At 63.5% G+C, this 12,930-nt stretch carries 11 protein-coding genes and 1 pseudogene; 3 read left to right on the top strand and 9 right to left on the bottom strand.

Annotation, left to right across the window (positions count from 1 at the left end; all coding sequences use genetic code 11):
- Together ACLBXX_RS16415 and ACLBXX_RS16410 are read left to right on the top strand one after the other, a co-directional pair.
- A pseudogene (locus ACLBXX_RS16415) lies at positions 1–132 on the top strand (IS481 family transposase); the annotation flags it as partial.
- A 9-nt stretch (positions 133–141) separates the two neighbouring features.
- Positions 142–369 carry an RNA-binding S4 domain-containing protein gene (locus ACLBXX_RS16410; RefSeq protein WP_447658915.1) on the top strand — a complete coding sequence of 76 codons (228 nt, stop codon included), beginning with the start codon at positions 142–144 and terminating at the stop codon, positions 367–369.
- Positions 370–1,350: 981 nt separating this feature from the next.
- On the opposite strand, the gene ACLBXX_RS16405 is transcribed toward ACLBXX_RS16410, so the two are convergent.
- From ACLBXX_RS16405 to ACLBXX_RS16365, 9 genes are all read right to left on the bottom strand, one after another.
- Positions 1,351–2,385 carry a zinc-dependent alcohol dehydrogenase gene (locus ACLBXX_RS16405; protein WP_447658914.1) on the bottom strand — a complete coding sequence of 345 codons (1,035 nt, stop codon included), beginning with the start codon at positions 2,383–2,385 and terminating at the stop codon, positions 1,351–1,353.
- Positions 2,382–3,353, bottom strand: a complete 972-nt coding sequence (locus ACLBXX_RS16400; RefSeq protein WP_447658913.1) for a cyclase family protein — start codon at positions 3,351–3,353, stop codon at positions 2,382–2,384. The genes ACLBXX_RS16405 and ACLBXX_RS16400 overlap by 4 nt, the downstream gene beginning before the upstream one ends.
- An 8-nt stretch (positions 3,354–3,361) precedes the next feature.
- Positions 3,362–4,378 carry an ABC transporter permease gene (locus ACLBXX_RS16395; protein ID WP_447658912.1) on the bottom strand — a complete coding sequence of 339 codons (1,017 nt, stop codon included), beginning with the start codon at positions 4,376–4,378 and terminating at the stop codon, positions 3,362–3,364.
- Entirely contained in the window at positions 4,375–5,847 is a 1,473-nt protein-coding gene (locus ACLBXX_RS16390) for a sugar ABC transporter ATP-binding protein (protein WP_447658911.1), read from the bottom strand. Before ACLBXX_RS16390 ends, ACLBXX_RS16395 begins: the two co-directional genes overlap by 4 nt.
- Positions 5,848–5,936: 89 nt before the next feature.
- Positions 5,937–6,896: a sugar ABC transporter substrate-binding protein gene (locus ACLBXX_RS16385; RefSeq protein ID WP_447658910.1), complete on the bottom strand. Its 960-nt coding sequence runs from the start codon at positions 6,894–6,896 to the stop codon at positions 5,937–5,939.
- A gap of 68 nt (positions 6,897–6,964) precedes the next feature.
- Positions 6,965–7,777 (bottom strand): SDR family NAD(P)-dependent oxidoreductase, encoded by an 813-nt coding sequence (locus tag ACLBXX_RS16380; protein ID WP_447658909.1) that lies wholly within the window; start codon positions 7,775–7,777, stop codon positions 6,965–6,967.
- Positions 7,774–9,102: an MFS transporter gene (locus ACLBXX_RS16375; RefSeq protein ID WP_447658908.1), complete on the bottom strand. Its 1,329-nt coding sequence runs from the start codon at positions 9,100–9,102 to the stop codon at positions 7,774–7,776. Before ACLBXX_RS16375 ends, ACLBXX_RS16380 begins: the two co-directional genes overlap by 4 nt.
- An 84-nt stretch (positions 9,103–9,186) precedes the next feature.
- On the bottom strand, positions 9,187–10,722 hold the full coding sequence (locus ACLBXX_RS16370) for a flavin-containing monooxygenase (protein WP_447658907.1): 1,536 nt from the start codon (positions 10,720–10,722) through the stop codon (positions 9,187–9,189).
- A gap of 27 nt (positions 10,723–10,749) precedes the next feature.
- Complete coding sequence (locus ACLBXX_RS16365; protein ID WP_447658906.1) at positions 10,750–11,604, bottom strand: alpha/beta fold hydrolase; 855 nt, start codon at positions 11,602–11,604, stop codon at positions 10,750–10,752.
- Between the two features lie 180 nt (positions 11,605–11,784).
- Between ACLBXX_RS16365 and ACLBXX_RS16360 the strand changes: the two genes are divergently transcribed.
- Entirely contained in the window at positions 11,785–12,633 is an 849-nt protein-coding gene (locus ACLBXX_RS16360; protein ID WP_447658905.1) for an IclR family transcriptional regulator, read from the top strand.
- Positions 12,634–12,930 lie beyond the last annotated feature (297 nt).

Raw genomic sequence — 12,930 nt, 5'->3', positions numbered from 1 at the left:
TACGAATCAGACACCGAACGACGCAACGCGCTACCCGACTGGCTGCACTTCTACAATCACCACAGGCAACACTCCGCCATCGGAGCCGCACCCATCAGCAGACTCAACAACCTGCCTGGACATCACAGCTAGCATTCGGGGATGACGAACCCCGCGCCGATCGACGACGTCCCGATCGGCGGCGAGAGCATCCGCCTCGGCCAATTCCTGAAGTTCGCCGGGGTCCTCGACTCCGGCGGCGAGGTGAAAGAGGCCATCATCGACGGCTTCGTCCTCGTCAACGGCGAGGTCGATCGCCGCCGCGGCCGGCAAATGCAGGTCGGCGACATCGTGAGCTTCGAGGGACGCAGCGTCCGCGTCTGCCCCTGACCGAGCCAACGAGAAAACCCCCGGAGGACCGGGGGTTCTTCTGCGGAGACGGAGGGATTTGAACCCGGTCCGGGACGCTACTCCTGTCTTCGCTCCCCCACGTTCGCGTTGATTCGGCGCGGATTGGAGTCACGCACGGCGACGTCGAGATACGTCCGGAGTTATTCAACGCGACGCAATTGAGACGCACATGGGGCGACGGCCGCGGACCGTCACCCGCTCGCGAATCGACCTTCGTCGCGCGTCCACGCGCAGCCTGAGGAGGTTGTCGAGGAGCACTCGGGGTCGAGTTCGGGGGCACCACCTTATGAGGGAGCCCATGGTGGCGGAATCGCAACGCGCCCAGTTCAGGAGAGGATGAGTAAACAACAGATCAATGGGGACTTTCTGAGAAACGTGCAAGCTCGCCGGAACGCGCCAACGCACCAAATACACTGCAGAACCGGCGCCATTCGCGACGCTCAATATCGGGGACACTTGGGCGACACCTGAGAACTTCGACGCGCATCGTCCGACTCCGCACGGTGCCGGTCATTTGGCTCCACCGGCACTGCACCGGCACAGCGCGGATGACACGAGGAGGAGCGACATGCCGAGCGTCCCAACGAGGCGGCGCGGCAGGATCGCAGCGCGCCAGCCCGGCACGCCCGACTTCACGATTATGACCTGGTTGACACGGGCTCATGAGTCGCAGTTGGTGCCAGTTCGTGGTGTCTTTTCGCTGGCGCCGCGCTGGTTGGTCGCGGTCGCTCACGTGTGGTTTCAGCCGAGCGACCGGTACAGCCCGTGGACGCATCGAAGCGGACAAAGCCACGGCTCGGCACGCCCTTGTCGGCGACCGCGACGACAGGCCGAGCGAAGCAAAGAGTTGGACTGTGTTTGGATAAGGACGACGGGACTTGACCCTCACGCCCACCTGTGGCCCGCCGTCCGCCCATCAGGATTGAGGAGCGAACGCCAATCGCCGCGCCGCCGACAACCCTAGGGTTCCACAACCACTCGCACAGGCGAACCAATCCGCTCCTCAAAGACCTGGATGGCCCGGTTGACGTCCGTAAGCGACACTCGGGCGCTGATGGAAGGTTCGAGGCTGAACAGACCCTTCCTCATGAGCTCGACGATTCTGTCGATGTCGCAACGCGCGCTCCCGTAGATCCCATACACGCGGAGAGAGCGTCGGACGAAGTGCGCGGGGGATGTCAGTTCGAGCGCTCCGTCTCCGATTCCCACGATCGCGCACTGTCCGTGCATCCCGAGCATCTCCAACGCCGCGCGAACCGTGGAGGCTGAGCCCACGCAATCGATGGCGTGGTCGAAGCCCCCGACACCGTTCGCAGCGATGAGCCCCTCGATCCCTTTGGTGTCCCTCGGGTCCACAGCCGCGCTCGCGCCGATGTCGATGCATCGCTGGCGAGCGACCTCGTCGGTGTCAAGCACGGCAACTCGTACGCCGCGCAGCAAAGCAAGACGAAGCGCCTGTGTGCCCAAACCACCTGCGCCGATGACGACAGCTGTGTCCCCTGCGGCCGCGTCCAGGAGCCGAAGCGCGTGCTCGACGACCGAAGCGCTGTCGATGATGGCCGCCTCGGCGTGTGTGATGTGATTCGGCAGCGGGATGAGGTTGCCCGCGGGGACAACTATGTACTCGGCGAGACCGCCATCGCGATGGATTCCGATCGTCCGCCGATTGGCGCAGTAGTTCGCGCTCGCCGCGCGGCAGTGACGACAGTCGCCGCAGCCGATGCTGGGGTCGATGTATACCCGTTGGCCGACCGTCAACGTCGGGTGTCCGCCGGGCAGCTCCGCAATCATCCCCGACACTTCATGCCCGAGGATGAGCGGAGGCGGCGCAGTGGGCGTATGGCCCTCGAGAATATGCAGGTCCGAGCGGCAGATGCCGGTCGCGCAGACCTTTACGAGAGCGTCTCCCGGCCCAGGAATTGGACGGTCGACCTCGGTGAGCGCGAGAGGACGACCGGCTCCCAGAAAGCTCGCGGCGCGCATCTGTCGACTCATCGGATAACTATCGGATTCACCGGTGCACCGCTCGCGCCCCACACCTTGAGCGGAGCGGCCGAGTACAGGAAGGACCACCGTCCGTCCCGCGCGCACGCGTCGGCAAGAGGGTCCAAGGAGCAGATCTCTGTCATGGCGATACCGAGGTTACGCATCAGCGAACAGTGCAACGCCATTGTGACACCCGTGCTGGGATCGTATGTGGTCTCGTTTGCGATGGTGTCGGTGACGAGGTTGGGGATCTCACGTTCTTGGAACCACTCGACCAGCTCCCGGCTGTACACGAGCCCTGGCTCGTTGAAGTCCTCGTAGAACTCCGCGCGCTCACGGTGGTAGTACGAATCGATCCAGCCTGTACGTATCAAGAGGATGTCGCGCTTGCTTATCTCAACGTCCTGGGCCCGCGCGGCATCCAAGAGGTCTTCGTGGGAGAACGTCTCCCCTCGGTCAAGCACGTCTTTACCTCGATGCCGGGCCATGTCGATGAGAACGCCGCGCCCCACGACACCTCGTTCGGCGATGGGCATCACCGAAGCCTTCTCGAGCCTGCCTTCTGTCGATTGTGCGGGATAGCCGTTCCAGATGGCGTCCTCGTACCAGACATGGCCAAGGGCGTCGTACTGCGTCGAACCCTGCAGGAACATTTCAATCTTGTCGTCGGCCCAGAAATGTCCGTCCTGCGGAGTATCGACCTCGCCGCGCTCGAAAAAGCCGGCGTCGACGACGGGGGTGCGGACCGCGGAGTCCCGGCCGGGCCATACCGGTTCGCCATCGACATCAGGGGAACCAATCGGTACCTGAAGCGTAAAGGTCTCGCCAGAGCGCACGGAACTGATGCCGTTGAGCACCTCCACTTCGGTGAGGTAGTTCAGGCTACCTACCTCGTCCTCAGCGCCCCACTTCCCCCAGTTCTTCGGAGGGTTGGATCCAAGCACGTCGCTCAGCGTGACTGTGTTGTCTTCTGTCATGACTTCTCCTAGTTGGCGCGCGCGAGCTTGCGAGCAACCGTGCTGAACGAAACGGCGGCAATGAGCACGATGCCCTGGAAGAGGAACTGGACGTAGCTCGGCACGCCCGCCAGCGCCAAGCCGTTGAAGCCGGTGACTACCGTAAGCACGCCGACAATCGTTCCCATGATGTGGAAGTGCCCCTCTCGCAGAACAGCCGTTCCTAGGAACGCCGCGGCGAATGCCTGGAGCGTGAAGCCGTCGCCGCCGGTCGGCTGCCCGCTGCCGACGACGGAGGCCAGTAGGACGCCCGTGATGGCGGCACACAGTCCCGAGATCGCGAACGCCGCCCCGGTGGCAACGGTGACGTTGACGCCGGAGAGACGGGCCGCCTCGGCGTTCCCACCGACCGCCTGGATGTTGCGTCCGAGAACGGTGCGGTTCAGAACGATCCACAGCAGCGCGACGATGAAGACCATGTAATAGACATTGCGAGGGATACCGAACCAACTCCCAACAGAAAGTTGCGAGAACCCGGGCGCAGCGGCAGAGAACAGCTGTGCCGAGCCGCCGGAGATGAAATAGTTCACGCCCACCGCGACGCTCCCGACGCCGAGCGTTGCCACGAGCGCGTTGACTCCGAGGCCGGTGACCAGGAACGCGTTGATGATTCCGACGGCGACACCAACCAGTAGGGCAATGGCAATCGACAGCCAGATGGGGACGCCCTGGATGAGCAGGAACGCCACCACGATGCCGCAGAGGCTGGCATTCTGGCCAATGCTGAGGTCGAACTGGTTCGCGGCGAGCACGAGCGTGAGGCCGCACGCGATGATGGCCGCCAGTGCCGACTGGTTGAGGATTTGAACCAGATTGCCCCACGTGAGGAAGTAGTCACGAGAGACCAGGGTGAAGATCACGACGAGCCCGGCCAGCACGATGAGTGCGCCGTAGCGCCCAACGAACAGGATCACGCGTTGCGACATCGGCTGGCGCAACGGCGCTGCGATGTCCGATGCCTCGGTCTTCGGCAATGTGTGAGTCATTCTTCGCCCTCCTCGGCGTTCAGCCGGTGTGAGTAGATCTCTGCGAGCATCTGCTCTTCGGTGAGTCCAGGGCCTGCCATCTCCTCGACGGTTCGACCCTCGACGATGACGAACACGCGATGGCAGACACGAAGTTCGTCCAACTCGGAGCTGACGACGACCGCGCATCGGCCATCGCGAACGAAGTCCTCGACGGCGTCCCAGATCTGTCGGCGGGCTCCGATATCAACACCACGCGTAGGCTCGTCGAGGAGGAGGACGTTGGTGTCCCTCGACATCCATCGACCCAGCACGACCTTCTGCTGATTTCCACCGGACAGAGTTCGAACAGCGGCACCCGCGCCGCGGGTCTTGATCCGGAGGCGGTCGATCTGTGAGACCGCGTCGGTCTGGGCTTTTCGGTCGCTGACGAGCCCGGTCCGTCCGATGGTGTGCGCATCCCAGTTGCCCAGTGCGATGTTGCTGCGGACGCTGTCATCCATCACCAGGGCTTGGGACCTGCGTTCCTCTGGCACGAGTCCGATGCCTGCAGCGATGCCGGCGCGTGCATTTCGCGGGGCGTGAGTGCGCCCGCCGACCTCCATGGTTCCGGAGGATAGCTTCCGGCTGCCGAGCACGAGTTCGAGCGCTTCGCTTCGACCTGCTCCAACTACACCGGCCAACCCCACGATCTCTCCAGCTCGAACATCGAACGACACGTCAATGACACGGCGACCGTCCGAGATGCCTTGCGCTCTTAGGCGCGTCTCGGCTCGACTGGCCCGAAGTGGCGCGGGAAGCTGCGGCAGATCCGCGGGGCCCTCGCCGGATATCCCGCGGACCAGCGCGGCACGCGAGAGGGGTGCCGTCATCTCATCGACGAGACGCCCTTCTTTGAAAACGGACACCCGGTCGCACAGCTGCTCAACCTCCCCCAGACGATGGCTCACGTAGGCGATGCTCACGCCGTCGGCGGAAAGTTCTCGCACCACTCGGAACAGCCGCTCGCACTCCACATCGCTCAGCGCCGCGGTCGGCTCGTCCATAGCTATGAAGCGGGCATCTCGGGCCAATGCACGAGCGATGGACACCATCCCGCGCTCCGCAGGACCGAGGTGTCGTACTTCCCGCTGAAGGTCGAAATCCAATCCAAGCCGGGCAGCGACCTCCTCGGCAACCCTGCGCTGTCGCTTGGCGTGCAAGAAGCCTTGCGAGGACACTCGCGGCAAGCCGAGCGTGATGTTGTCAGTGGCACTGAATCCAGGAACCAGGGCGAGCTCCTGATTGATGCACACGATGCCGAGCGACTCCGCCTCTTTCGGGCGCGCAATTGATACGCCCTCTCCATCGATCAGAACCTCGCCCCTTGTGGGCGCCAACGATCCGGAGAGGATGTTCAGGAGCGTGGACTTGCCTGCACCATTCGCCCCGAGGAGGGCATGCACCTCTCCCCGGCGGAACTCGATAGACACATCGGTGAGCGCGCGCACCGACCCGAACGTGCGCGTGAGGCCGACCGTTCGGATCAGTGGCTCAGCGGGCTCCGGGTGCGGGACAGTCTCCTGAGCCGTGACAGTTGTCATTTCGTGCCCGCGAGATATTCCGCGATGGAGCCGGCGTCCAGGATCGTGTTTGCCGCGTCCTCACCGGTGGTCTCACCGTCATCGAGGTAGCGGACGACGATGTCTGCCATCTGGCCGCCGACTGCTGTGCCGTTGACCGACAACGTCACGAGCCGGCCTTCCTCGATCGGGCCACGGAGCGAGTCATTGTAGTCCCATGTGTACAGCACGACGTCTGTGCGGCCGACCTGGGCTAGCGCCGCGAGCGCTCCTGTCGTTGGGTCGGCGTAGCAAGCCCAGATGGCGAAGTTGCCCGAGCCTTCGGGGTGTGCGGCAAGCCATGCGGCAGTCGCGTTCTGCGCGTCAACAACCTGACCCGGAATCGGGAACTCGTGAGAGTCAACGGAGACATCGAGTCCGTCCAGGGCCGACGTTCGCGCCTCTGCGCGGAGTCGGCACGGCGTTCCCGGCGAGTAGTCCAGGGCGAGCACGGCGTCGATGGCCTCGTCTTCGACGAACTGTCCGAACAGCTCATTCACGGGCGCTGGGGCAGCCGTGTTGACGGCACCAGCCATGCCGTCGGTGAGCGGGGCGCCGATGTAGAACAGCGGGATTCCGGCTGCGTCAGCTTGCGAGATGCACTGTGCGAGCTGGTCGGGCGCGAAGATGTTGATGACAATGGCGTCTACCTGTCGGGTGACATACTGCGCGCAGATGTTGTTTGCCTGCGCGGATTCCCCCTTTGGGTCTTGCGTCAGCACCTCAATGCCGGCTTTCTCGAGCGCGGTCTTCGTGCTTGCCGAGAACTCGGCTGTGATGGGAGCAGTGGTGTCGAAGTCGACGATGCCAATGGTGCGTGAGGTGGTGTCGCCGCTGGCGTCGCCACCGCGGGTGCATCCGACTAGTGTCATCACCGTTGCGGCAGCGAGCGCGCCGACAGCAACGGTCCGCGCCGTCACACGAGTGAATCTGGTCATGGTTTGGATCTCCTTTGATCGGGTCGCCGTACCGTCGCGCCACAGGTGGGTCGCGTCCGGTGCTGACGTCAGAGGTTGTCGGTGAGTTTTCCGATGCGCCAGTACAGTCCGCCTCCGCTGAATCCACCGTCGACGGGCAAGTCCGCGCCGGTGACGAATGAGGCGTCCGGGCCCAACAGGAACGTCGCGGCGCGGGCTATCTCTTCGGGCTGCGCACCCCGTCCGAGTGGCGTTGCGGCGAGGTTGGCATCGTGAAAGACCCGTGCTCCTTGTACGTCGTGAACAGCGTTGGGGGCGTTCATCATGTCGGTCTCGGTCAGGCCGGGGCAGATGCAGTTCACCCGGATGCTTCGGTCTGCTAGTTCAATCGCCGCTGCTCGTGTGAGTCCTCGCAGCGCCCACTTGGACGCTGAGTACGCTGCTCCGAAGTAGCCGCTGAGGCCCGCCGTGGACGAGATGTTCACGATGGCGCCGCCTTCGCGGATCATCGGAGCGAGGTGGTGGATTCCGAGGTAGGCACCTGCGAGGTTGACGCCGATGACGCGCTCCCACTCTGCAAAAGACGTCTCCTGAATCGTCTTGCGCAGCGTCACGCCGGCGTTGTTGATGAGACCGTTCAGAGGCAGGCCTCGTTCGGTGACGGTGTCTGCAATTCGCTCCCATCCCGCGGGAGCCGACACGTCGGCGACCAGCGTGACGACTCGCGACTCGTTATCACCGGCTCGCGTGCGCAAGTCATGCCAGTGCGGGGAGTCTTCTTCGTGGATGTCCACAGCCACCACGGTCGCGCCGAGCTGCGCAAGGTGCAGTGCCTCCGCAGCTCCCTGCCCTCGTGCCCCACCAGTTACGACGACGGAGACGTCCTTCCAGTAGTCGCTCATCGGGACGACCCCCGGGTCAGTACTGGGTCCGTCGCACCGATCTCAGACAGCGGCATACCTGCCGTTTCCTTGATGACGATGGATCCGACCACGGCGAGCCCTCCGAGCAGCACGATCCACAGGGAGAACACCCACGACAGGCCAAGGGATGTCAGCCATGTGTTGAGGTAGGGCGCTGTGCCTCCGAAGATCGCGACGGACAGCGAGGACATCAGTCCGACGCCACGAGCTCGAGCGCTCGTCGGAATCTGCTCCGCCAGCAGTGCGGGGAACATTCCAGCCAGGACCGCCCAGACCAGCAGTCCGAGTAGCTGTGAGGCGAACAGAGTCCAGGGCTGGTCGGTAAGCATCCAGCTGATGGGGAAGACAGCAACCATCACCCCGACGCCGAACAGAGCGAGGGTCGGCTTGCGGCCCCACCGATCCGCGAGGATGCCGAAGAACGGGAGCGTGACGATGCAGATAGCCTGAGCGAGGAGGCTGGCGACGTAGGCACCATTGGGGTCCATCCCCTTGTTCGCGATGGCGTTCGCGGGAGCGAACGTGACCCAGATGTAGTAGATCGAGTTGGTGGCGGCGCAGATCATGATGATGCGCACCGCGAATGCCAGCACCTGGCGTCCGGTGAGTTTGACGCTTGGGTTGTCGCCTGCCTGCTCGCTCTCGAAGACGTCGGACTCGTCGGCCGCACGCCGCAGGAACAGGGCGTAGACGCCGAGGAGAGCGCCGACGGCGAATCCGATTCGCCAGCCCCACTGGTTCATCGCGTCGGTGCCCATCAGTCCGGTCAACACCGCCGCGAGACCGGTGGCGGTCATGACACCGAGCATCACGCTGATGAACACCGAGCTCGTCCAGAACGCGCGCCGCTTGGCGGGAGCGATCTCTGCGACGTACGTGTACGCGACACCTGATTCTCCGCCGTGAGCGAGGCCTTGCGTGAGTCGGATCGCCAGGAGGAGTACGGACGCGGCGATGCCGATCTGGTCGAATGTGGGCACGATTGCCAACGCGAGGCTCGTCACCGCAAGAAGGCTCATCGTTATGACGAGCGTGAACTTGCGGCCCCGTCGGTCGCCGAGCAGGCCGAACAGCCAGCCCCCGAGCGGACGCGCGACGAAGCCCACCGCGAACACTGCTAGAACGGCCAGCAATGCTGAAGTCGGGTCTTCGTCGTCGAAGAGGTTCGCGGCGAGATAGACCGAGAACGTCGCGTACAGCGTCCAGTCGAACCATTCGAGTGCGTTGCCGACCGCAGCTGCGCGGAGCGACTTCTTGCGCTCCTTTGTGGTGAGACTTATCTGCCCCGTTGCTGATGTAGTCATGTCATGCCGTTCTGAGTGCCTGTCGCACTCGTCGTGTGTTTCTCGTGAGGTCCTAGCTTTCAGCCGCCCCTCTTTGGCTCCTGTTCAGATTGACGAGGTCGTCGCCAACTGCGGTTGGTTCACCAGGTAAGGTGCCGGGTCGAAGGACGCGCATTGGTCGCGGTACGAATGCGCAAAGTTGGGCCAGGTGAGAGTCAGTCGTCCGTTGCGGGGGTCGATGTACCAGCTGGTGCATCCACCGGCGAGCCATGTGGTGGAGCGCGCTTGACGGTCGAGGCGATCGGCGTACTCCTGCTCTGCCTCGGCGGTCACCTCTAGTCGGGTCGCCCCGGTAGCGCTTGCCCATTGGAGTGCGCCCAGCACGTAGTCGAGCTGCACCTCGATCATGTAAACAATGGAGTTGTGCCCCAGGCTGCTGGCGGGTCCGTTGAGCATGAACATGTTCGGGAAGTCGTGCACGGTCATCGAGTTGTATGCCTGCATTCCGGTGACCCACTGCTCCCCGAGTGACACCCCCGACGCTCCGAAGATCCGGTGCGAGGAGGGCAGATCCCAAGTGTCGAATCCGGTCGCGAAGACGAGGACATCCACTTCGAAGGCGTTCCCTGCGACGCTTGTCACGGTGTCCTTGCCCACTGTTGCGAGCGCGGAAGGCTCAACGGTGACGTTCGGCTGCTGGAGCGCCGGGTAGTAGGTGTCGGACACGAGAATCCGCTTGCATCCGATCTCGTAGTCGGGAGTCAGGATCGCGCGGAGTTCAGGATCAGGAACCTGCGCCTCGAGGTGGGCAAGAGCTCGATCCCGTGCAGCTTCGACGTACTGGGGCACGAGGCTCCGCGCTGCGAATTCGTGGTCGCTGTCCCAGAAGATTCGCTCTCGAATCGCGTCGATGCTCCGCGGGCTTCGGCGGAATCGTCTCTTCTCAGCCTCGGTGAAGGCGAAGTCGTCCCGCGGGACGATGTATGGTGCGCTGCGCTGGAAGAGGACCACCTCGGAGGCGGTCTTCGCCAACTCGGGAACGACCTGGATGGCCGAGGCGCCGGTACCGATGACCGCGACACGCTTGCCCGCGACTTCGACGTTGTCGTCCCACCGAGCCGAGTGGAGAACGTCGCCGAAGAATGATGGAAGCCCAAGAATTTCAGGCATCTTCGGGTCAGTGAGGTGGCCGGTCGCCGCGACGAAGTACCGTCCAGTGAACACGCCCTGCGGCGTGGTGATGTGCCACAGCTCCGACTCCTCATCCCATCGAGCGTCGAGCATGTCGTGGCCAAAGCGGAGGTGCCGTTCGAGGCCCGCCTGAGATGCCGTCTCGCGGATGTAGTCCCAGATCTCACCACCGGGCGAGTAGAGGCGGGACCACTCGGTGTTGGGAGCGAAGGAGTAGGAGTAGAGCGGCGAAGGGACGTCGCACGCCACGCCCGGATACGTGTTGTCCCTCCAAGACCCGCCCACGTCGTGGGCGCGCTCGAGGATCACAAAGGAGTCGACTCCGCTCCGCTTAAGCTGAACCCCGAGTCCGACACCGGCGAACCCGGCGCCGACGATAACGATGTCCACAGAGTTCAGCGGATCTTTGGCCGCTGCGGTCGGGACTTGGGAGGTGTTCGAATCGTTCATCAAGAAGCCTTCTCAGAGCGGAGTTGGTCAGGGGCGGACGCGAGGCAACACACTGCCGACCGGCCATCGTGTGGGATCGCTGGTGAAATCGTTTATCAGGTGCATGAGCTCTGCCGGACGCTCCGTGACAATGGCGTGGCCTGCGGAGAGCTCGACGAGACGCGCGTTGAGAACTGAGCCGAACAACTCGTCGGCGTGATGACGCGGAACCATTTGGTCGTCAGCGCCAGCCACGATGAGGGTCTCGGCTCGAATCAGCTCGAGCTGGTCTCGAATGTCGATGCGTCGATTCAGATCCATCTGCATGTCGAAGAACTCGTCGAGGTGGATGGACGCAGCCAGCTCGTCGATCTGGGATGCGGAGAGCTTGTTCACATGTCCCGGACCGTAGGCGGTGAAGACCGTGAAGCGCCGCGCAGACTCCTCGTCTCGGCCGCGCAGTTCGCGCCAGAGATCGTTACGCAGTCTCTGCTGCGCGTCCGTCCTCGCCCAGCCGGAAATGAGGACCAGCCGTGACACTGCGCCTGGGTGCGTCGCAGCAACGTGGGCCGCGATGACAGCACCCAGGGAATAACCCACCAGTGTCACATCATCGAGACCGAGTTCGTCGATGACGCTTGACACCTGCGAGCCGAGCTGCGCGACGTCGATGCGCTGAGCTCCTTCAGAAGCTGCGAACTCGACCGCCACCACCCGCTGATCGCGGGCAAGCATCGGGTACAGGAACGGAAAGTGCGCATCCGTGCTTCCACCCGTTCCGTGAATCAGCACAATCGTGGACCGTTCGCTCGGATTGGCCTCCGAGTCGAAGTAGCACACTCGTGCCCCGTTCACCACCAGGCTTAGCGCCCGATCCGCTGCACTGTGGACGATGGGGCTCATTTCGCTCCTCTGCGAGTTAGTCTGCTGTACGGACTATCGCGAACAACCTCAAATTGGTGAGATCAGACCTCTAGTTCGTTGATATTTAGGAGTGAATCATGAGAGATAGGGACTGTCAAGCGCAGGACGGGATCAACAAGCACCTGTCAGCCGCATCGGAAAGTCCGTATATTGGACTACATGATCAAGACGATACCTCGAGGGCTGACGAGTGGAGTACCGTCATCGGAGGAACTAGAGGGGAGGGCGATGAGTACGGACTCGTCGACGGTGGTCGCCAAAGTCGCGACGGTGCTGCGGTGCGTCGCCGACTACGGACACGTGGGCGCGCGGCTTGTCGACATCGCCAGAGAGAGCGAAATAGCTCGCCCGACGGTTCACCGACTTCTCCAGGACCTCGTGGCGGAAGGACTCGTGACTCAGAGGTCGGACCGGGCCTATCAGCTCGGACCGGCGGCGTTCAGCCTTGGTTTGAGCGCGCCTCTGCCAATCGGTGATGTCGAGCGCATTAATGCCGTGACCCGGGACCTCGCCGACTTCACCACGGTGACGTGCTACGTCGGTGTCCTGCTCCGGCGGCGCGTGCTGTACGTATCTCGCGCGCAGGGGTCATCGCCCATCCACATCTATTCCGTAGAGGTGGGCGAGACACGTCCGCTGACGACGACGCACGCCGGGATCGCACTACTCTCGACGCTCAGCGCTCCCGAGCAGGATGCAGTCCTGAGCGCCTCCGCGCTCGAGGTGACACGAAAGCAGTACTCGATTCCACTCGCCCTGGACTCGGCAAGCATCCGCCAGATGATGACGGAGGTGAACGACCGCGGGTACCTCTACGGACGCAACCTCACTTCTCCCGGCGTTGCCGGCATGGCCGCCCTAGTGCCGATGGCGACCGGCAAGCCATTCGTCGCGGTGACAATCGCGGCTGTCAATGACCACCTCGACCCGAAGACTGCGAGGCGCTTCGCGCCGCGGCTGCTCGCGGCTGCCGCTAGTCTCTCGGAGATCATCGGAACTGCGCCTTAGCCCCCTTCTCCTGTTCGCTCATGCGTTGGAGAGTTGCTGTGCTTCTCGCGCTCAAGTGCCGCCAAGTCACTCGGCTCCAGACACCCGGCTGCATACTCGTGACTCAGCAGTTCACGAGATTGGGTGGGAAAGTCGGCGTTTCGCGCCGCCGCAACGCCGCGGATGGAGCCGGACGTCGCGAGCCATGAAGATCTCGTGAAGCGGGAGTTCCGCGCCGACGCGCGGACCGCTTCTGGTCCTGCGACATCATCCAGCACGGACCCCGAGGTGTACTGCGCCGCCGTGATCGACTCGTAG

It is taken from the genome of Microbacterium sp. C23T (assembly GCF_053345975.1).
This window is presented reverse-complemented; position numbering and strand designations above follow the sequence as displayed.

Bases quoted from the DNA above. Each gene is read 5' to 3' on its own strand.
- ACLBXX_RS16410 (WP_447658915.1), top strand. From the start codon at position 142: ATGACGAACCCCGCGCCGATCGACGACGTCCCGATCGGCGGCGAGAGC.
- ACLBXX_RS16405 (WP_447658914.1), bottom strand. From the start codon at position 2,385: ATGAGTCGACAGATGCGCGCCGCGAGCTTTCTGGGAGCCGGTCGTCCT.
- ACLBXX_RS16400 (WP_447658913.1), bottom strand. From the start codon at position 3,353: ATGACAGAAGACAACACAGTCACGCTGAGCGACGTGCTTGGATCCAAC.
- ACLBXX_RS16395 (WP_447658912.1), bottom strand. From the start codon at position 4,378: ATGACTCACACATTGCCGAAGACCGAGGCATCGGACATCGCAGCGCCG.
- ACLBXX_RS16385 (WP_447658910.1), bottom strand. From the start codon at position 6,896: ATGACCAGATTCACTCGTGTGACGGCGCGGACCGTTGCTGTCGGCGCG.
- ACLBXX_RS16380 (WP_447658909.1), bottom strand. From the start codon at position 7,777: ATGAGCGACTACTGGAAGGACGTCTCCGTCGTCGTAACTGGTGGGGCA.
- ACLBXX_RS16375 (WP_447658908.1), bottom strand. From the start codon at position 9,102: ATGACTACATCAGCAACGGGGCAGATAAGTCTCACCACAAAGGAGCGC.
- ACLBXX_RS16370 (WP_447658907.1), bottom strand. From the start codon at position 10,722: ATGAACGATTCGAACACCTCCCAAGTCCCGACCGCAGCGGCCAAAGAT.
- ACLBXX_RS16365 (WP_447658906.1), bottom strand. From the start codon at position 11,604: ATGAGCCCCATCGTCCACAGTGCAGCGGATCGGGCGCTAAGCCTGGTG.
- ACLBXX_RS16360 (WP_447658905.1), top strand. From the start codon at position 11,785: ATGATCAAGACGATACCTCGAGGGCTGACGAGTGGAGTACCGTCATCG.